Raw genomic sequence first — 17,780 nt, 5'->3', positions numbered from 1 at the left:
GCGCCTCCTTCCTATTTCCTATTTTATAAGGAGGAAATGAGAAATTGATGAGAAAAGACCCATTCATTTCTGAAAAAGAATGGTCATGGCTGTCCCTTCGCCGATACGGCTGTCTACCTTCAGCTCGGCCCCATGTTCTTCTGCAATTTGCTTCGCAATTGAAAGACCAAGACCGGTTCCGCCCGTCTCGCTGTTTCTCGCTTCATCCACACGGAAAAAGCGGTCAAAGATTTTCGGCAGATCCTCTTCTTTTATACCGATTCCTTGATCAATCACTGAAATAAACGGCTTGTCTCCTGCCCATCCGCAGGTCACATCAACTGGCTCTCTACTATATTTGACCGCATTATCAATTAAGATGGTCAAAAGCTGTTTGATTTTCTCTTCGTCTCCTTCTGCGATCAGCGGCTGATCTGTCTGCACATGGAATTGGATCGTTCGATTGGTGGCCACTTCAAGTGTATGACATAGCTGCTTGCACAAATGACCAAGATCAACCGGCTTCATATCCAAGTATAACGGCTGACCGTTTTTCGCCAATGTCAGTAATTGATCTGTCAGTCTTTTCATTTTTTTCGCTTCATCATGAATCGCTTGGGAAGATTCTTCTACAACCTCTGGACGTGTTTGCCCCCAGCGTTTTAGTAAATTGCTGTAGCTCATAATGACGGTAATCGGAGTCTTTAATTCATGAGAGGCATCATGCAAAAATTGCTGTTCTTTTTCATAATGCTTCTCGAGAATCTCGGACATTTCATTAAAGGTTTGTCCCATTTGATATAGTTCATCCTTTGAATCGCCTGTTAATTCAATTCGTTTAAACGCCTTCTCTTTCATACTTGCCTTCATGGTACTCGTTATTCTGCTAATCGGCCGGACAATTTGCTTTGTTAACACGTGGCCTGCAAAATAGGAAAGCACAATAAACAAAACGCCGGTTGTGATTAAAATCATTTTTAATAACGCTAAGTTCTCTTCCGTATTTTCGATTTCTTCATATACTTGAAGCGACATAATCTCACCATTTGTCCAAATGACCGGAATAGCAGCGAACGCAATCATATGCTTATTGTATTCTTTGATTTCAGCCGTCTGGCCAGATTCGTATGTAAAAGGCAGTGAGCTAAACGTTGATTCCTTTGTGACAGTCAGTTTTGACTCTCCCGATTCTGTCACGACACGGATCATGCCATTTTGAGGCAGGTACGCCTTCAGCAGCTCCGAGGACGGAAGACCCTCTTCCTCTGATTTTTTTAAAGCAATGGCAATATTTTCAGCCACCTCAGACAAACGGGACATATCTTTTTGCGTCAAGGTCATCGAAAAAATAAAATAAATGGCTGTATGAAACAAGAGCACCATTAAAAACAAAGACAACGACGTATAAAGCTGAATCTTATTTTTTAATCTCATTCTTTATCCTTTCATCACATAACCCACACCTCTCACTGTGTGAATCAGCTGTTTTTCGAATGGGTAATCGATTTTTTTCCTTAAATAACGGATATAGACATCTACCACGTTTGTATCACCAAAATAATCAAAACCCCAAACCGCTGTTAAAAGCTGATCTCTTGTGAGCACTTGCTGCTGATGGTTCAGTAAGTGGACAAGCAGATCATATTCTCTCGGCGTGAGTTCAAGCATTTGCCCACCCCTTTGTATTTCTCTTGTTTTCTCGTTGACCGTTAAATCTGCTATGCTCAGCTCTGTCTCCTTTTCTTCTTGTGCATGTATATTCAACCTTAGCTGCGCGCGAATTCGTGCTAATAATTCTTCTATGTCAAAAGGTTTTGTTATATAATCATTCGCCCCAAGATCGAGCCCGCTTACCTTATCAGGGACACTCCCCCTTGCTGTAATCAAAATAATAGGTGTCGCTGTATTTGTCTTTCGAACCCTTCTCAGCACTTCAAGACCACTTAACTCTGGAAGCATGACGTCAAGCAGCACCAAATCAAAGCTGTCTTCTTCAAGAGCCTGAAGGCCGGCCATTCCTGTCTCTTTGACTGTCACCTCATATCCTTCATATTCAAGTTCAAGTGACAGCACCCTTGCGATTTTCTTTTCATCTTCGACTACGAGTATCTTCCCTTTGTTCATCTCTATCTCTCCTATCTGAAAGGCAAGCTTGTCTTTCCATTATTATATGTTGCCTTTCTCATTTGGAACAGTCACAATCTTCACATCTGTTTTTTCATAAAAGAAGAAATATATTGAATGAAGTTGTTTTTTAACACAGTAACCGCACATCAATTGAAAGGAAAATAAAACGGCTAACCACTCAAAAAAAGACCTCATCTTGAGGCCTGTTTACTTTTTTATAGGTCTGCTGACAAAGAGCTGATCTACTGAAGTTCCTAAAACAAAAGCTATGTCAAAAGCTAATTGCAAAGTGGGGTCATATTTATCATTTTCGATCGCATTAATGGTTTGTCTCGACACCTTACAAAGTTTAGCTAATTCTTCTTGAGACAATTTATTAGATTTTCTTAGCTCTCTAATATGATTCTGCATTTAATCACCATATTTTTTTCTGTAAATGAGGAATGTGAATACATATATTATTGAAACCACAGACAGGAACGCGATAGGTGAAATCCCAATACCCTGATTTGAGTTCCCTTGAATCGTTAGAAAGATATTTTGTGCGACTTCTAATAAAAGCATACCGAAAACCACAATAAACGCATAAGATTGAGCTTTCGAGTAAATAAATCTCTTTCGTTCATCACCCTTTTGAATCATCGAAGTGATCAAAATGAACAATCCGATCAATAATATTATAACTGAATAGACAACCTTTACATAATCCAATCTTTAGTCCCCTTTCAAATAAAATGTCAAATAGTCTTTACATTTATAATCATAGCATTAGTCCCTTAAATGTCAAATACTTTTTACATTTCTTATTCTTTATAAAGTTATCATTGAAAAGCAATAATCTGCTCTCATGGTTTATCTATTTTCTTCTCTTCTTTCATCTATTGATTCTTTTACAATCTGCCTATTTTAGTTCTATTCACCCATTTTCATCTGTACAGGTGCAACCTCACTATGCAGCATTTCCTTCTTTTTCATATGATATCAAGAGTTTTCTTCAAAAGGTGAGCTCTTTCGTCAATAAGTGAGGAGAACTGCACTTTTGATAATAGATTGATTATTTGAAAAATTATTACAATTGACCCTTTCCGATCAAAAGTTTCTTTTATACAATAACATTACGCAGCCTGAATCTACTTTGAAAACAAAATAAGGAGGGCTTTCTTATGAAAGGTGAAATTCGCTTAATTCCGTATGAAGTAAAAGCCAATGTGATGGAAGCGAAAGAGACGCCGGAAAGTATTCAGGAGATTAAAGCACCCGAACTTTGGTCAAGTGGCTTCAAAGGAAAAGGCATAACCATTGCTGTCCTTGATACAGGCTGTGACACAGAGCATCCCGACTTAAAAGATCAGATTATCGGAGGAAAGAACTTTACCGATGATGACGATGGAGATGCTGAAAATGTCAAAGACTACAATGGGCATGGTACCCATGTAGCAGGAACGATTGCCGCAACAGATCAAAATGGCGGAATTTTAGGGGTTGCCCCTGAAGCCAAGCTGCTCATCGTGAAAGTTCTTGGCGGTGAAAATGGCAGCGGAAAATATGAATGGATCATTGATGGCATCAACTATGCTGCAGAGCAGAAGGTTGATATTATCTCCATGTCTCTCGGTGGTCCAAGCAATGAGCCAGCCCTGCAGGAAGCCATTCAAAATGCGGTGAAAAGCGGTGTGCTTGTTGTTTGCGCAGCAGGAAATGAAGGGGACGGGGACGAGCGTACGGAAGAGTTCTCCTACCCAGCAGCATACAATGAGGTCATTGCCGTCGGTTCTGTTTCCCTTGCTAGAGAATCCTCTGAATTTTCTAATGCCAATAAAGAAATCGACCTCGTCGCTCCAGGAGAAGACATTTTATCCACTCTCCCTAATCATAAATATGGCAGGCTCACAGGGACTTCAATGGCTGCCCCTCACGTAAGCGGTGCACTAGCCATTATTAAAAATGCCGAAGAAGAAGCGTTCCAGCGCAAGCTGACAGAGCCTGAGATCTATGCTCAGCTTGTCAGAAGAACCCTTCCATTAAAACAGTCGAAAGCCCTTGTAGGGAATGGATTTTTATATTTAACTGCGCCTGATGTCCTTTTAGAAAAAACATTGGAAGCAGATCTTTTATCTCTATAGCTTAAATAGAGGTCCTGAGAAAAGTAAGAATTTTCTCAGGATTTTTTTAATTAAAATTATTCAAAATTTACTTTGACGAAATGAAGTGAACGTTATATAATCGAACACAATAAATTCATAGTTTGAGAGTCGGTAATTCGATTACACGTCGAATTTTAATTGGGAAGACCGGTGAAAATCCGGCGCGGTCCCGCCACTGTGAGTGAGGAGAGCTTTTCTCTGTAATCCACTGTCATTAAGATGGGAAGGATGAAAAGCTTGCAGATTCACCAGCCAGGATACCAGCCGCTCTATCACATCAAACCCCCTACGGTTGATAGGAGATGTCGGAAAAGCGTCAGTGATACTCACGCCTTATTTCGCACACACATTTTGTCTTTTAAACCAGACATTTACCTCATCAATCTTGATCATGAGCGTAAATGTCTTTTTATATTTAGAGGAGGAATTGGAATTGACAATTGTTAAAACAAGTAATCTAGGCTTTCCGCGAATTGGTTTAAACAGAGAATGGAAAAAAGCACTTGAGTCTTACTGGAAAGGTCAAACAGACCGCGAAACCCTCTTAGGCACACTGGATGAACAATTTTTAACTGCCATTAAAACACAAATCGATCAACAAATTGATGTTGTACCTTCTGGAGACTTTACCTTCTATGATCACGTGCTGGATACTGCTGTTATGTTCAATTGGATTCCAGAGCGCTTCCGCAGCTTAAAAGACCCGCTAGATACATACTTCGCGATGGCAAGAGGAACAAAAGATGCCGTCTCAAGTGAAATGACAAAATGGTTTAATACAAACTATCACTACATCGTTCCAGAATACGAAAAAAGCACAGAATTTAAACTCACACACAACAAACCGCTTGAAGCTTACGAAAAGGTGAAAAAGGCATTTGGTGTTGAAACAAAACCAGTTGTACTCGGTCTTTATACATTTGTCTCACTTTCTAAAGGTTATGAAGCAAATGAAGTGAAAGAAATTCAGCAGCGACTAGTACCGCTTTATACGCAGCTTTTAAAAGAACTTGAAGAAGCCGGCGTCAAATGGGTTCAAATTGATGAACCTGCACTTGTCACAGCTTCAAGTGAAGACGTAAAATCTGTAAAAGAAATTTATCAAACGATCAAAGAAGCCGTACCTGGCTTGAACATTCTTCTTCAAACCTACTTTGATTCAGTAGATGCGTATGAAGAGCTTGTCACATATCCTGTTGAAGCAATCGGTCTTGATTTTGTCCATGATCAAGGGCGCAACCTGGATCAAGTGAAAAAGCACGGCTTCCCGAAAGATAAAATTTTAGCAGCTGGCATCATTGATGGAAGAAATATTTGGAGATCAGATCTTGGGGAAAGATTATCCTTTATTTCTGAAGTCATTGCTGACGTTCAGCCGAAAGAAGTGTGGCTGCAGCCATCAAGCAGCTTACTGCATGTACCAGTTGCCAAACACCCAAGTGAACAGCTTGAAGAAAAACTATTAAACGGACTGTCTTATGCCACTGAAAAGCTGGCTGAATTGACATTATTAAAAGAAGGTTTAACAAAAGGAGCAGCTGCCATTGATGCCGACATTAACGAAGCAGCACAAGCACTTCTTACCTTAAAAGAGTTCGCAAAAGGAACAAATGCGGATCTCACAGCGGAACGCAACAATCTTTCATCGAAAGATTTTAAACGTCCAGTTGCCTTTGAAGAACGCCTGCGTATCCAAAACGAATCTCTTGAGCTCCCGCTTCTTCCAACCACAACGATTGGCAGCTTCCCGCAATCTGCCGAAGTGCGCAGTGCTCGTCAAAAGTGGCGCAAAAATGAGTGGACAGATGCAGAGTATGATGAATTTATTAAGAAAGAAACAAAACGATGGATTGATATTCAAGAAGAAATTGGCCTGGATGTGCTCGTACATGGAGAATTTGAACGGACAGACATGGTTGAATACTTCGGTGAAAAGCTAGCCGGATTTGCCTTTACAAAATTTGCTTGGGTACAATCCTATGGATCACGCTGCGTGAAACCGCCAATCATTTATGGAGATGTAGAGTTTACAGAGCCAATGACAGTGAAAGAGACAGTTTACGCACAAAGTTTAACAGAGAAAAAAGTTAAAGGAATGCTGACAGGACCTGTTACCATCTTAAACTGGTCTTTCCCAAGAACGGATATCTCTCGAAAAGACATTGCTTTCCAAATCGCTTTCGCTTTGCGTAAAGAGGTAGAAGCTTTAGAGGCAGCTGGTATTCAAGTGATCCAAGTGGATGAGCCTGCGCTAAGAGAAGGACTTCCGCTCAAAGAAAGTGATTGGGCAGAATATTTAAACTGGGCAGCAGAGTCATTCCGTTTATCCACATCATCCGTTCAAAATGACACACAAATTCATACACATATGTGCTACAGTAACTTCGAGGATATTGTCGATACGATCGAAGACTTGGATGCTGACGTGATTACAATTGAACATTCACGCAGTCATGGCGGATTCCTCGATTACTTAGAAAAGCACCCGTATTTGAAAGGACTTGGACTAGGCGTTTATGACATCCATAGCCCGCGCGTTCCATCTGTTGAAGAAATGAGCGAAATCATTGATGATGCGCTAAACGTTTGTCCAACAGATCGTTTCTGGGTGAATCCGGATTGTGGGCTAAAAACTAGACAAGAGCCTGAAACCATTGCTGCTTTGAAAAACATGGTCACAGCTGCTGAAGTCGCTCGTAAAAAGCTGGCGCAGCACGCATAATCGAATGCCTCTCCCCTGCTGAACGTGGCAGGGGTTTTTTATGTGCAAATTGGCCTGTTCGATCTTCTTCTATGACGATTTCTTTTCTAGCATGATTCGTTTATACTAGAGAAGTCAGTCGAACAAAGGGAGGAAGACAATGAATCACGAAGATTTTTTACAACGCGCAATTGATCTTGCAGTAGAAGGAGTCAATAGTGGAACTGGCGGCCCTTTTGGAGCAGTCATTGTCAAGGATGGTCAGATTATTGCAGAGGGAAGCAACAATGTGACAACGAGTAATGACCCTACCGCACATGCAGAAGTCACAGCCATTCGAAATGCATGCCAAACTCTACATACATACCAATTAGAAGATTGCACTCTATACACAAGCTGCGAGCCTTGTCCGATGTGCCTTGGCGCTATTTACTGGGCTAGACCAAAGGCGGTGTATTTTGCTGCTGGACATCGGGATGCAGCGGATGCTGGTTTTGATGACTCGTTTATTTATGAAGAAATCAACAAAGAATACGAATCAAGAAATATACCATTTTACAAGCTGACACCTCAAAAAACCCTTGCGCCATTTGAAGCATGGGAAACATACGATAAAAAGAAAGAATATTAAAAAAGACACCTGCTCGTAAGCAGGTGTTGCGAATTGTTGACAAAGGGCTAAAATATTTTTTATTTTAGCCCTTTGTCTTCTATTCAGCGTGATAGAAAACCTTTGAAGTCTAGGAAGGGCGAGCACCGGAGCGGAGCGAATTCGACATTCATGAGCACCGGAGCGCAGACCTGACAAAGAATGCGAGGGTTTGTCTACACGCTGAGACACCTGCTCGTAAGCAGGTGTCTTCTACTATTACTCCGCCACTTCAAGCTCTACTTCAATGTTCCCTCTTGTTGCTTTTGAATATGGACAGAATTCATGTGCAGCATGGACAAGCTCTTTCACTTTGTCATGATCATGACCTTTCGCAGACACAATCAGCTTTACGCCAAGCTTAAAGCCGCCGTCGCTTTCATCTTTTAAAAGACTGACATGTCCTTCTACTTCCGATTCAATTTCTATCCCTTGCTTCTTGGCTACCTGTTCAAGTGCTCCTCCGAAACAAGCTGCATAGCCTGCTGCAAATAATTGCTCTGGGTTTGTACCAGTCTCTCCATCTTTCTTTGCGTTAGGCATGACTATGTTATGATCGAGCACACCATCTTCTGAACGAACATGTCCAGCTCTTCCATGCTGCGCCTTTACTTTTGCTGTGAATAATGGTTTCATCTTCATCTCCTCCTTTATCTATTGATCCTTTTCACGTTCTATTCATTTCTCAAACATTTATCGCACATTGAAGAATTTTTTATTTTTCGTCTGTATTTATTTTAAAAAGGAAGAAAATCTTATACAATGATAAGTATGACAAAAAATAGTTGGTGACTGACATGACAAATGAATTTGAACATATGAAGCTGGAAAATCAGCTTTGTTTCTTGTTATATGCAAGTTCACGAGAGATGACGAAGCAGTATAAACCGTTATTAGAAGAATTAAACATTACGTATCCGCAATATTTGGCACTGCTTTTATTGTGGGAGCATGGAACATTAAATGTGAAAACGATGGGAGAACTTCTCTATTTAGACTCCGGTACACTCACACCCATGCTGAAACGAATGGAGCAAAACGGACTCATTATCCGAGAACGCTCGAAAGAGGATGAGCGGTCTGTGCAAATTCGTTTAACGGAATATGGAGAACAGCTAAAAGAAAAGGCCACTGCGATTCCATCTCACATGCTGACTGGGACAGGCAGATCAGAAGAAGAGCTAAAAATACTGCGCGCCTCTTTACATGAGCTTTTGCAAAATTTAACACAACCAAAAGGCTGAGGGAACATTCCCTCAGCCTTTTATTGATGTCTAATTATTGTGCGACTGCTACTAGTTCTACTTCGATATTTCCTTGAGTTGCTTTTGAATATGGACATACACCGTGTGCTTTATGAACAAGTTCTTCTAATGCTGACTGCTCAATGCCAGTTCCCTTTACTTCTAATTGAACGCCTAGTTTGAAGCCGCCATCTGAACTGTCTTTTAATAAGCTGACATGTGCTGTTACTTCACTTTCAAAACGGATACGCTCTTGTCTTGCTACCATTTGAAGGGCTGAATCAAAACATGCAGAGTAGCCTGCTGCGAATAATTGCTCTGGATTTGTTGCTTTTTCAAGTTTTTTTGCTCTTGGTGTTCCAGGCATTGCTACATCATGCTCTAGTACACCATCTGTTGAAACAACCTTTCCTTCTCTTCCTCCGACAGCTGATACCGTTGCTGTAAATAAAACGTCTGACATGAATATAACCCTCTTTCTCTCCAATAATATTTTCTACAATTGAATTGTACACAATTTAAATTGCGGAGTCAATCAATAAATACTCTTTTTTAAGTTTTCCTCCCTGAACCCTTTTTATGAGCATGTCCCAAAATTGTTAGACATAAAAAAAAAGCCCTTTAACAAGGGCTTTTAGATCGTGTCATGCTGTGGATTCGGTTGTTCTAGCGTATGGTTTCTGTTATCTGGATCGGCATTTGCTGCTGCCAGCCACAATGCCATGATGGTGATGCTTGTACAGACGACTGCCCATTTTTTAAAATTCATATAAACAATCCCCTCTCTGAATATAGATTCGCGCATGTTCCGCTTCCCCATAGAACATGGAAGATTTTTCATAATCCCCCATTTCATTATAATACTTTGCGGTATCTAATGCCAGCTCCTCTATATCAGGATATGCATAGGCAGACTCTAAAAAATGGAAAATTCGTTTCATATGCTCCGCATCTTGTCTTAAATACAAAGCTTCTAGAAATATGGTTTTCTGAATATGAATGTCATCTTGAAGAGCTTCTGCTCGCTTCATACATTCTTCTCTGTAGTGTAATGCTTCTTCGTGTTTTCCTTGTTTGTATAATATCTGAGCGGCTGTATAAAGAGGGTCTATAGATCGACGAAGATGATCGGATTGATTTTGATCAAATAACGAGATGGATTCTTTCATTAATTCGAGTGCGCGGCCTAAGTCTCCCATTCGGTAATAACTGTTGCCCATATTAAATAAAGAGGAGGCAATAAAACGCACATTCTGAAACTCTCTTGATCTCGCAAGTGCTCTTTCGAGATGTGGTAATGCTTTTTCATGCCTTCTCATATCATCGTAGTTACCGGCCACAATAAATTGACACTGAATGGTGCGAAGCGCATACAGTTCATGCTGAACATAAACATCCAGCGCTAGTTTAGCATGGTGCATCGAGATATGCGTTTGTTTCATGTGGTAATATATTTCTGACATTTTAAAATGAAATTCCGCACGTTCAATATCATCTGATACAAAAGAAAGCTTGTGCTCTGCCTTTTGATAAGACGATATGGCAGCAATATACTCCCTCCGTCCGAATTCATACATGCCTCTGAAAAAATGATAGTAGTATTCAAGCATGCCTGTGACATGCGTTTGATGCTCATCTATTTCTTTCGAAAGCTCGGAAAAGTTGGCGCGAAGCTTTCCTTCCTTTAATGGCTTTAAATAATCGAGCATGACCTCATGCCGAAATTCCATTAAAGAAAAATAGAGAAGCAAATTCTGATCTTCTTCCATTGAATCAAGAGAGGTGCGAATTTCCTGTTTTAACTGTTCTGCTTGTTCTGAATCAAATCTGCGGATTAATTCATACCACTTGTTGATTTTCACTCCAATATCCGAAGAGGGAATGATTTTCGCCATACGTTGCCTTCTCCAATCTTCTCAAAATATAAAACATTACCATATTTTATCATACTTGACCGGAGAAATACAAAAATGAAAGGAAAAAGAGAGCCTGTTGTCACAAGACTCTCTTTTGAATTCGTTATTCTCTTATTTGTCCTTGACCACGAATGACAAATTTTTCAGACGTTAAGGCTGGCAGACCCATTGGTCCTCTTGCATGAAGTTTTTGTGTACTAATACCTATTTCCGCTCCATAACCAAATTCAAATCCATCTGTGAAACGAGTAGAAGCATTATGATAAACAGCGGCAGCATCGACAGCTGTTAAGAAAAGGGCTGCATGTTCATCATTTTCCGTAATGATCGCTTCAGAGTGCTTAGAGCTATAAGTTTGAATATGCTGAATCGCTTCTTCTATGTTTTTTACTATTTTAATGCTGACAATCGGTGCTAAAAACTCCGTTGCATAGTCCTCAGTTGTCGCTAATGCAGCACTAGGAGCAAGCGCGCAAACAGCTTCATCACCGCGTATTTCTACCCCATTTGATTGAAGGGCTTCAAATAACGAAGCGCCGTATGTTTTTGCCCATGTTTCATGAATGACAATGCTCTCAATCGCATTACAAACAGATGGTCTTTGTGTTTTGGCATTCAGCACAATCCGCTCAGTCATTTCGTTTTTCGCTGTTTCATCAATGTAGATATGACAATTTCCTGCACCTGTCTCAAGCACCGGCACAGTTGACTCTCTCACTACAAGATCAATTAAATTCTTCCCGCCGCGCGGAATGAGGACATCGAGGTATTCATTTAAGGTGAACAGCGTTTTCGCCGTTTCACGGCCAGTATCTTCAATCAATTGCACACTGTCTACTGGAATATCCGTCGTATGGAGCGCTTCATGAATCACCTTTACAATCGCTTTATTACTATGAATAGCAGATGAGCTTCCGCGCAGAATCACAGCATTCCCAGTTTTCAAGCAAAGGGTCGCAGCATCGACTGTCACATTTGGTCTTGCTTCATAAATCATGCCAACCGTTCCAAGCGGTACACGGACCTTTTCGATGAATAGACCGTTTTCTTTTTGAATGGTTTCTAACGTTTCACCAATTGGGTCTTTTAGCTGAATGAGTTGAAGGGTCGCGTCTGCAATGGCTTCAATTCTCTCTTCCGTGAGTGTGATCCGGTCAATGACAGATGGCGTGAACTGCTTTTCCTCAGCCGCTTGAACATCCTTTTGGTTCTCCTCTATTAAATAAGCTGAAGATGCTTTTAGTGCACTTGCAATGGCGTGCAAGGCAGCATTTTTTTGTTCCGTCGTTTTTAGAAGCAGCTGATCTTTAGCTACACTTGCTTTTTTTGCTTTTTCAAGAACTTCATTCATCGTATTCCCTCCTCAGTTTTGTACATGCTGTACCCAGTGATCTCGGTGTATGACCTCAGGCTTCTCTTTTGAAAGCTCGTCACTTCGCATTCCTTTAATGCCAAGAAGCTCATCGGATGCGTACAAGGTTTGTCCCTTACCAACTAATCCGTTTGGCCCGACGACTTCTACAACCTCTCCTTTAGAAAAGTCACCAGCGACATCAATGACTCCTGCCGGAAGAAGACTTCTGCCATTATGCAAAATCGCCGCTTCCGCTCCTGCATCAATCATGATCTTTCCAGAGACCGGTGAGTGGAATTGAATCCATTGACGGCGGTTGTTCACGGCTGATAAATCCTGTTCACCGATATACGTTCCGTCACCTTGACCCGCAAGAATGCGAAGCAGTTTGTCTTCCCCAGTGCCTGTACCAATGAAGACTTTCACACCAAGTGAAAGTGCCGTTTGTGCAGCAGACAGCTTCGATTTCATTCCGCCTGTTCCAACCTTTGAACCAGTGCTCTTTGCATATGAAAACAATTCTTCTGAAATGTGAGTCAGGACATCAAACCGCTTCGCCTCAGGATGCTCATTTGGATTTGCATCATAAATGCCATTGATGTCTGTTAATATGATCAATTGGTCTGCATGGATTAATCCACTGACAAGAGCTGACAGCATGTCATTATCCCCAAAGGTAAGCTCCTCGATGGAAACTGAATCATTTTCGTTTATGATCGGCAAAATCTTTCTTTCCAGCAGCTCCATCATCGTTGCGTAAGCATTTCGATATCTTGTTCGATCTGAAAAGTCATTACGTGTTAAAAGCATTTGAGCAGGTGTCATGTGAAACTGTGAAAAAAGCTCTGTATATTTTTGCATTAACAAGCCCTGACCAACGGCAGCGGCTGCCTGTTTCCCCTTTAAGGTCACAGGTCTTGATGGATAGCCTAAGCTGCCAAATCCTGCCGCAACGGCTCCTGATGAAATTAAAATGATTTCATGCCCTGCTTCTTTGAGCTTTGCTATGGCTCTTACATGATCCTGCATCTTTTGTTCATCAATGGCTCCTTTTTGCTCTGTTAATGAACTGCTGCCAATTTTTATGACGATCCTTTGCTTTTTCATCCTTGATTCCCTCCGCTATACCTTTAGGCACAAAAAAAATCCCTTTTTCTCCTTATGTAAAGGACGAAAAGGGATTTTCCGTGGTACCACCTTCATTGAATAAGCATGCGAAATGCTTATTCCACTCAACTCCTGTAACGCCAGGCACGCGCTTAGATTTTTCCTCTAAGGCTCAAAGGGCAGGTTCAGCAGCTGTCTGCGGCAAATGTTTCAGCATATCATTTGCTCTCTTTACGCATCAGTTCCTGCTTACTATTCCTTTTCAACGCTCGTTAATTTTTTTATATTATCACCAATTGCTAAAGAAAAGTCAAGCGGTCAATTAAAGACAATCGTTTTATTCTCATGAACAATAATTCGATCTTCCAAGTGCCATTTGACAGCACGTGCAAGCACACTGCGCTCAATTGTCCGGCCAATATTTTTTAGGGCTTCCGCATCATCCCGGTGATCTACACGCTCAATATCTTGTTCAATGATCGGTCCTTCGTCTAAATCATTGGTCACATAATGAGAAGTCGCACCAATTAATTTGACGCCTCGTTCATATGCCCGCTTGTATGGGTTTGCACCAATAAACGCTGGCAGGAAGGAATGATGAATATTAATGATTTTATTCGGATGCTCTTCAATAAATTTAGGCGTTAAAATTTGCATGTATCGAGCAAGCACAACGGCATCAATGTCGTACTTTTCTAATAGAGCAAGCTGCTGTTTTTCTGCCTCTTGACGAATGTCTTTATTCGCCTTCACAAAATGGAATGGGATGCCGAGTGCTTCGACCGTATCCTTTGCCGTTTCATGATTGCTAATCACAACTGCGATTTCAGCCATTAAATTTCCGCTTTGCCATTCCCATAGTAGTTCATTTAAACAATGAAGCTCTTTCGATACAAAGATCGCCAGCTTTTTCAGATCACTTGCACGTGACATGCTCCATGTCATTTGAAATGATGCGGCAATTGGCTCAAAGCTATTTTTCAACTGATCTAAGTTGGCCGAAATGTCTTTCCAATCAAATTCAATTCTTAAAAAGAACCGGCCGCTTTCATGATCTGTTGTATATTGGCTGGATTCAATGATGTTCGCTCCGTGCTCAAATAAAAAGGAAGAAACAGCTGATACAATACCAGGCTGATCCGGGCAACTGACAAGCAGTCTGCCTTTTTGCTCGTGCTTTTGTCTGTGTAATTCAAGTTTCTCTGTAATCAATGTTCTCATGTATCATGACCTCATTTACGTTTTCATTCTAATGAAATATTATACTGGACTGGAAAGAGAAAAAGCAATGAAGAGTCCATTTTTTATTGAATATTCATTCAATTCTGCACCTAGCATGATATAATGTGAGTAGACCTTTTATCACAAAAGGAGTGATGGAGATGAAAAGCATGACTTTGTTTGGTAAAGTGAGCTTTTGGCTCGGCATCGTATGTCTGATCACAGGTATTTATCTATTTATGACCGGTGAGAGACTCATTCCTTTGCTCACATTTGGTGTCTGTTTTCTGCTAGTGAGTCAGCTTTACCGCAAAAATGAAAACGATTCCAATCATCATTCGATGTAATAAAAAAGGCTGGCAGACAGATGCCAGCCCTTTTCTTATTCAATAATCTTTAACCCGACCGCCGCAGATAAAATCAATGCGATAAAGAAAATACGTTTTGCGTCTTTCGACTCACCATAAAACAGCATGCCGACAATGGCTCCTCCAGCAGCTCCAATACCTGTCCAAATGGCGTACGCCGTTCCCATCGGAATTGTATTCATCGCAAGAGAGAGCATGAGAAAGGACAGCGAAAATCCAGCTGCAATAAATAAAATCCATTTGACATGCCGGTCTTTCTGGAATTGATTCATCATGGTGACACAAAGCATTTCTAAAATGCCTGCCCCAATGAGTAAAAGCCAGCTCATGATTCAGTCTCTCCTTTCTTTTCTCCTGTGGTCAGTTTGAGCCCTAATACACCGCTTAAAAGCACCATGATTAAAAGTAATTTCACTAGCTGTACCGGCTCCCCCATGACCATACCTACTATGACAGTACCTGCTGTCCCAAGTCCGGTAAAAACGGCATAAAGTGTGCCAACTGGCAGTACAGTCGTAGCTTTCAGTAGTAAATAAAAGCTGACGACAATACAAACGATGGTTGCGGCCCATTCCAATAAAGAGTCAGCATATTTCAATCCCATCACCCAGCCGACTTCAAAGACCGCCGCAATCAAGACATTTCCCCATTTCATTAGATCCCTTCCTTTCTGAACGATTCCAACCAACAAAAAAAAGCCTGGAAATCGATCGTTTGATCAAATCTCCCGGGCTTTTATCCCTCCGTGTCATATGGTCTATTGTCTAGACCCTATGTGTTTTCTCTCGGTCCAGACTGCGCCACCCGCACGGAACCCTAGAAAACCAATTCATGATAAGCAGATCTGACTTAGAGCAGATTCTGTGTCAAAATTGTATCACACCCCTAAATACTGGTCTATCACTTTGCTTTCCTCAGGCAAATATACTTGTTCATTTTTCGAAAGAATTTTTATGGGACCGCCGTATACTAAGTGTTAGAAACAGGTTAACTGATCAAGAAGATTTACAGGCTGTTTCGCGTGCTGCGGACTGAAGGGAAATGAGCGTATATGACAATCAATTTATTTTTTATGACATTGACGATCAAGCGTAAATACAAGGACATGGAGACCGTACTTTACGAACAAGAAGTTGAAGCATTTTATGAAGAAATGAAACAGAAGCAGCTAAAGTATATGAACTAAAACAGGAGGAGATCGACATATTTATCATGCTTGCATACGAGAAAGAAATTTCCTTAAAGCGCGGGTACGGCAACGATCACATCGCTGATATAATGAAATAAGATTGATGTGATGAACGATCAACTTTAGAATGCTGAAAAACATTTTATAGAAAATCAAGAGGTGGATTCATATGATGATGACCGATGAACAAAAACATGAATTTTATCAAGCACTTGTTGACAAGAATCCGCAATATGACGGCACATTCTTTGCCTGTATTAAGACAACCGGCATCTTCTGTCATGCCACATGTACGGCCAGAAAGCCAAAATATGAAAACTGTGAGTTTTTCTTTACAGCGGAGGAGGCACTGCTGGCAGGGTATCGCCCATGCAAACGCTGCACACCATTAACATACCCTAACAGTATTCCTGAAGAAGTCAAAACACTCGTTTCAGCAGTAGAAAAAAATCCTGAGAAACGCTGGAAGGAAGAGGACTTCCGTCAATTAGGGATTCACTCTGCCACAGCTCGAAGAAAGTTTAAAGACATTTACGGCATGACCTTTGTTCAATATGCAAGATCACGCCGAATGGGACTTGCCTTTAAAGAAATTTTGAACGGAAAAAAAGTAATCGATCAGCAGGTCACCTTCGGCTATGAATCTTCAAGCGCCTTCAATGATGCATTTACGAAAATCATGGGAAATCCCCCTAAAAAAGCGCAGATTCACATTCTCTATGCTAATTTTATTTCCACACCGATCGGGCGGATGATCAGCGTGACAGATGCCACACATGTGTATTTACTGGAGTTTATGGACAGGCGGGGACTCGAAAAAGAAATTGAAACATTAAGAAAGAAGCATCATGCCCGTATTTTAGTTGGAGAAACAAACGTCCATCAGCAATTAGCAAAGGAATTGGCCTTATATTTTGAGAAAAAGCTGACCAAGTTTACTGTACCCCTTTCCTTACATGGCACCCCTTTTCAAATGAAGGTGTGGGAGCAACTTTCACTCATTCCAGCAGGCGAAACGAGATCCTATCGTGATCTAGCCACAATACTGGGCGATCCGCATTTGGTTCGTGCCGTTGGTAATGCAAATGGTGCGAATCAATTGGCGATTATCATTCCCTGCCACCGCGTGATTCAAACAAGTGGTGAACTTGGAGGCTACGGCGGTGGGATTGAACGGAAGAAATATCTGCTTCAGTTAGAACAACGCGAATAAAAGAGAAAACGGCTCTGCTTATTCGGTAAGCGAGCCGTTTTCTTCGTTACGGGTGATGCTGTATACATCAATGATTTGGTCCCATTTTGAAATGGTTTTTTCTTTTTTCATGCCCATTTTTAAAGCGACCTTCACCGATGCTTCATTCTCAGGACGAATTAGGCTGACCATCCGTCTGACCTTCATTTCTTCAAATCCATAGGTAAGACAGCCTTTTGCAGCCTCCGCAGCATAGCCATTCCCCCACGCCGCTTTCTTTAGCATATAGCCGATCTCAAGTTCGGTTTGCCCTTCAATGTTTTGCAGAACAATTCCACTTTGTCCAAGTCGTTCATTTGTTTCTTTATCTTCAATGATCCATAGCGAGGTGTGGTACGTGCGGTCATTTTTTTGATTCCATGCAATCCACTCTTTTGTCTGCTGTTCATCCTTCAAAGAAGGATAATACTTCATCACTTCTTCGTCTTGAAACAGCTCGTCATATAAAAATGACGCATCATGTTCATTCATCGTTCTCAGTTTCAGGCGCTCTGTTTCTAGTACTGTTCTTGTTTGATATGCCATTGAT

Annotated in this window: 20 protein-coding genes, 2 riboswitches and 1 other annotated feature; of the genes, 7 read left to right on the top strand and 13 right to left on the bottom strand. The window is 41.1% G+C overall.

Annotation, left to right across the window (positions count from 1 at the left end; genetic code table 11):
- Positions 1 to 63 precede the first annotated feature (63 nt).
- The 3 genes from NSQ72_RS06285 to NSQ72_RS06275 all read right to left on the bottom strand — a co-directional run bounded on the left by NSQ72_RS06285 (position 64) and on the right by NSQ72_RS06275 (position 2,517).
- Complete coding sequence (locus NSQ72_RS06285) at positions 64 to 1,413, bottom strand: ATP-binding protein (protein ID WP_341083615.1); 1,350 nt, start codon at positions 1,411 to 1,413, stop codon at positions 64 to 66.
- 3 nt (positions 1,414 to 1,416) lie between these two features.
- Positions 1,417 to 2,103, bottom strand: a complete 687-nt coding sequence (locus NSQ72_RS06280; RefSeq protein ID WP_341083614.1) for a response regulator transcription factor — start codon at positions 2,101 to 2,103, stop codon at positions 1,417 to 1,419.
- A 210-nt stretch (positions 2,104 to 2,313) separates the two neighbouring features.
- The gene (locus NSQ72_RS06275; protein ID WP_039178022.1) at positions 2,314 to 2,517 is read right to left on the bottom strand and encodes a helix-turn-helix transcriptional regulator; all 204 of its coding nucleotides are present in this window, start codon (positions 2,515 to 2,517) and stop codon (positions 2,314 to 2,316) included.
- Positions 2,518 to 3,269: 752 nt separating this feature from the next.
- On the opposite strand from NSQ72_RS06275, the gene NSQ72_RS06270 reads away from it, so the two are divergent.
- The 3 genes from NSQ72_RS06270 (at position 3,270) to NSQ72_RS06260 (ending at position 7,582) form a co-directional block, all read left to right on the top strand.
- Positions 3,270 to 4,229 (top strand): S8 family peptidase, encoded by a 960-nt coding sequence (locus tag NSQ72_RS06270; protein ID WP_039178019.1) that lies wholly within the window; start codon positions 3,270 to 3,272, stop codon positions 4,227 to 4,229.
- 112 nt (positions 4,230 to 4,341) lie between these two features.
- A riboswitch (cobalamin riboswitch) is annotated at positions 4,342 to 4,533 on the top strand.
- Between the two features lie 150 nt (positions 4,534 to 4,683).
- Entirely contained in the window at positions 4,684 to 6,972 is a 2,289-nt protein-coding gene (metE, locus tag NSQ72_RS06265) for a 5-methyltetrahydropteroyltriglutamate--homocysteine S-methyltransferase (protein WP_341083612.1), read from the top strand.
- Positions 6,973 to 7,111: 139 nt separating this feature from the next.
- On the top strand, positions 7,112 to 7,582 hold the full coding sequence (locus NSQ72_RS06260; RefSeq protein WP_341083610.1) for a nucleoside deaminase: 471 nt from the start codon (positions 7,112 to 7,114) through the stop codon (positions 7,580 to 7,582).
- A 237-nt stretch (positions 7,583 to 7,819) separates the two neighbouring features.
- On the opposite strand, the gene NSQ72_RS06255 is transcribed toward NSQ72_RS06260, so the two are convergent.
- Positions 7,820 to 8,236 (bottom strand): organic hydroperoxide resistance protein, encoded by a 417-nt coding sequence (locus NSQ72_RS06255; protein WP_034281509.1) that lies wholly within the window; start codon positions 8,234 to 8,236, stop codon positions 7,820 to 7,822.
- A gap of 161 nt (positions 8,237 to 8,397) precedes the next feature.
- On the opposite strand from NSQ72_RS06255, the gene NSQ72_RS06250 reads away from it, so the two are divergent.
- The gene (locus NSQ72_RS06250; RefSeq protein WP_039178012.1) at positions 8,398 to 8,844 is read left to right on the top strand and encodes a MarR family winged helix-turn-helix transcriptional regulator; all 447 of its coding nucleotides are present in this window, start codon (positions 8,398 to 8,400) and stop codon (positions 8,842 to 8,844) included.
- Positions 8,845 to 8,878: 34 nt separating this feature from the next.
- Here the strand turns inward: NSQ72_RS06250 and NSQ72_RS06245 are convergent, their stop codons facing one another.
- From NSQ72_RS06245 to purU, 6 genes are all read right to left on the bottom strand, one after another.
- The gene (locus tag NSQ72_RS06245; RefSeq protein ID WP_024424643.1) at positions 8,879 to 9,307 is read right to left on the bottom strand and encodes an organic hydroperoxide resistance protein; all 429 of its coding nucleotides are present in this window, start codon (positions 9,305 to 9,307) and stop codon (positions 8,879 to 8,881) included.
- Positions 9,308 to 9,478: 171 nt separating this feature from the next.
- Positions 9,479 to 9,613, bottom strand: a complete 135-nt coding sequence (locus tag NSQ72_RS06240) for a hypothetical protein (protein WP_024424642.1) — start codon at positions 9,611 to 9,613, stop codon at positions 9,479 to 9,481.
- Positions 9,603 to 10,739 (bottom strand): Rap family tetratricopeptide repeat protein, encoded by a 1,137-nt coding sequence (locus NSQ72_RS06235; RefSeq protein ID WP_064498361.1) that lies wholly within the window; start codon positions 10,737 to 10,739, stop codon positions 9,603 to 9,605. Before NSQ72_RS06235 ends, NSQ72_RS06240 begins: the two co-directional genes overlap by 11 nt.
- 124 nt (positions 10,740 to 10,863) lie before the next feature.
- Positions 10,864 to 12,111 (bottom strand): glutamate-5-semialdehyde dehydrogenase, encoded by a 1,248-nt coding sequence (locus tag NSQ72_RS06230; protein ID WP_341083607.1) that lies wholly within the window; start codon positions 12,109 to 12,111, stop codon positions 10,864 to 10,866.
- Between the two features lie 12 nt (positions 12,112 to 12,123).
- The gene (gene proB / locus NSQ72_RS06225) at positions 12,124 to 13,221 is read right to left on the bottom strand and encodes a glutamate 5-kinase (protein WP_041085058.1); all 1,098 of its coding nucleotides are present in this window, start codon (positions 13,219 to 13,221) and stop codon (positions 12,124 to 12,126) included.
- 56 nt (positions 13,222 to 13,277) lie between these two features.
- Positions 13,278 to 13,496 (bottom strand) — a binding site (T-box leader).
- A gap of 43 nt (positions 13,497 to 13,539) precedes the next feature.
- Positions 13,540 to 14,442, bottom strand: coding sequence for a formyltetrahydrofolate deformylase (gene purU / locus NSQ72_RS06220; protein WP_039178002.1), 903 nt, complete (start codon positions 14,440 to 14,442; stop codon positions 13,540 to 13,542).
- A gap of 161 nt (positions 14,443 to 14,603) precedes the next feature.
- On the opposite strand from purU, the gene NSQ72_RS06215 reads away from it, so the two are divergent.
- The gene (locus NSQ72_RS06215) at positions 14,604 to 14,789 is read left to right on the top strand and encodes a hypothetical protein (protein ID WP_024719622.1); all 186 of its coding nucleotides are present in this window, start codon (positions 14,604 to 14,606) and stop codon (positions 14,787 to 14,789) included.
- A 35-nt stretch (positions 14,790 to 14,824) separates the two neighbouring features.
- Here the strand turns inward: NSQ72_RS06215 and NSQ72_RS06210 are convergent, their stop codons facing one another.
- Together NSQ72_RS06210 and NSQ72_RS06205 are read right to left on the bottom strand one after the other, a co-directional pair.
- Complete coding sequence (locus NSQ72_RS06210) at positions 14,825 to 15,139, bottom strand: DMT family transporter (RefSeq protein ID WP_024424636.1); 315 nt, start codon at positions 15,137 to 15,139, stop codon at positions 14,825 to 14,827.
- Complete coding sequence (locus NSQ72_RS06205; RefSeq protein ID WP_075611303.1) at positions 15,136 to 15,465, bottom strand: DMT family transporter; 330 nt, start codon at positions 15,463 to 15,465, stop codon at positions 15,136 to 15,138. Before NSQ72_RS06205 ends, NSQ72_RS06210 begins: the two co-directional genes overlap by 4 nt.
- A 67-nt stretch (positions 15,466 to 15,532) precedes the next feature.
- Positions 15,533 to 15,641: riboswitch (guanidine-I (ykkC/yxkD leader) on the bottom strand.
- A gap of 220 nt (positions 15,642 to 15,861) precedes the next feature.
- Between NSQ72_RS06205 and NSQ72_RS06200 the strand changes: the two genes are divergently transcribed.
- Together NSQ72_RS06200 and NSQ72_RS06195 are read left to right on the top strand one after the other, a co-directional pair.
- The gene (locus NSQ72_RS06200) at positions 15,862 to 15,996 is read left to right on the top strand and encodes a YrzI family small protein (RefSeq protein ID WP_341083603.1); all 135 of its coding nucleotides are present in this window, start codon (positions 15,862 to 15,864) and stop codon (positions 15,994 to 15,996) included.
- Between the two features lie 172 nt (positions 15,997 to 16,168).
- Positions 16,169 to 17,212 (top strand): bifunctional transcriptional activator/DNA repair enzyme AdaA, encoded by a 1,044-nt coding sequence (locus NSQ72_RS06195; protein WP_268465285.1) that lies wholly within the window; start codon positions 16,169 to 16,171, stop codon positions 17,210 to 17,212.
- Positions 17,213 to 17,230: 18 nt separating this feature from the next.
- Here NSQ72_RS06195 and NSQ72_RS06190 read toward each other — a convergent pair whose 3' ends face one another.
- Positions 17,231 to 17,776 (bottom strand): GNAT family N-acetyltransferase, encoded by a 546-nt coding sequence (locus tag NSQ72_RS06190; RefSeq protein WP_341083601.1) that lies wholly within the window; start codon positions 17,774 to 17,776, stop codon positions 17,231 to 17,233.
- Positions 17,777 to 17,780: the final 4 nt, after the last annotated feature.

This window comes from Bacillus sp. FSL R5-0659, from assembly GCF_038008785.1.
Taxonomy (GTDB): domain Bacteria; phylum Bacillota; class Bacilli; order Bacillales; family Bacillaceae; genus Bacillus; species Bacillus safensis.
The sequence above is the reverse complement of the archived record's forward strand: the minus strand, read 5'-3'. Positions and strand labels throughout refer to the sequence as shown.

Bases quoted from the DNA above. Each gene is read 5' to 3' on its own strand.
- NSQ72_RS06285 (WP_341083615.1), bottom strand. From the start codon at position 1,413: ATGAGATTAAAAAATAAGATTCAGCTTTATACGTCGTTGTCTTTGTTT.
- NSQ72_RS06280 (WP_341083614.1), bottom strand. From the start codon at position 2,103: ATGAACAAAGGGAAGATACTCGTAGTCGAAGATGAAAAGAAAATCGCA.
- NSQ72_RS06275 (WP_039178022.1), bottom strand. From the start codon at position 2,517: ATGCAGAATCATATTAGAGAGCTAAGAAAATCTAATAAATTGTCTCAA.
- NSQ72_RS06270 (WP_039178019.1), top strand. From the start codon at position 3,270: ATGAAAGGTGAAATTCGCTTAATTCCGTATGAAGTAAAAGCCAATGTG.
- NSQ72_RS06260 (WP_341083610.1), top strand. From the start codon at position 7,112: ATGAATCACGAAGATTTTTTACAACGCGCAATTGATCTTGCAGTAGAA.
- NSQ72_RS06255 (WP_034281509.1), bottom strand. From the start codon at position 8,236: ATGAAACCATTATTCACAGCAAAAGTAAAGGCGCAGCATGGAAGAGCT.
- NSQ72_RS06250 (WP_039178012.1), top strand. From the start codon at position 8,398: ATGACAAATGAATTTGAACATATGAAGCTGGAAAATCAGCTTTGTTTC.
- NSQ72_RS06245 (WP_024424643.1), bottom strand. From the start codon at position 9,307: ATGTCAGACGTTTTATTTACAGCAACGGTATCAGCTGTCGGAGGAAGA.
- NSQ72_RS06240 (WP_024424642.1), bottom strand. From the start codon at position 9,613: ATGAATTTTAAAAAATGGGCAGTCGTCTGTACAAGCATCACCATCATG.
- NSQ72_RS06235 (WP_064498361.1), bottom strand. From the start codon at position 10,739: ATGGCGAAAATCATTCCCTCTTCGGATATTGGAGTGAAAATCAACAAG.
- NSQ72_RS06230 (WP_341083607.1), bottom strand. From the start codon at position 12,111: ATGAATGAAGTTCTTGAAAAAGCAAAAAAAGCAAGTGTAGCTAAAGAT.
- proB (WP_041085058.1), bottom strand. From the start codon at position 13,221: ATGAAAAAGCAAAGGATCGTCATAAAAATTGGCAGCAGTTCATTAACA.
- purU (WP_039178002.1), bottom strand. From the start codon at position 14,442: ATGAGAACATTGATTACAGAGAAACTTGAATTACACAGACAAAAGCAC.
- NSQ72_RS06215 (WP_024719622.1), top strand. From the start codon at position 14,604: ATGAAAAGCATGACTTTGTTTGGTAAAGTGAGCTTTTGGCTCGGCATC.
- NSQ72_RS06210 (WP_024424636.1), bottom strand. From the start codon at position 15,139: ATGAGCTGGCTTTTACTCATTGGGGCAGGCATTTTAGAAATGCTTTGT.
- NSQ72_RS06205 (WP_075611303.1), bottom strand. From the start codon at position 15,465: ATGAAATGGGGAAATGTCTTGATTGCGGCGGTCTTTGAAGTCGGCTGG.
- NSQ72_RS06200 (WP_341083603.1), top strand. From the start codon at position 15,862: ATGACAATCAATTTATTTTTTATGACATTGACGATCAAGCGTAAATAC.
- NSQ72_RS06195 (WP_268465285.1), top strand. From the start codon at position 16,169: ATGATGATGACCGATGAACAAAAACATGAATTTTATCAAGCACTTGTT.
- NSQ72_RS06190 (WP_341083601.1), bottom strand. From the start codon at position 17,776: ATGGCATATCAAACAAGAACAGTACTAGAAACAGAGCGCCTGAAACTG.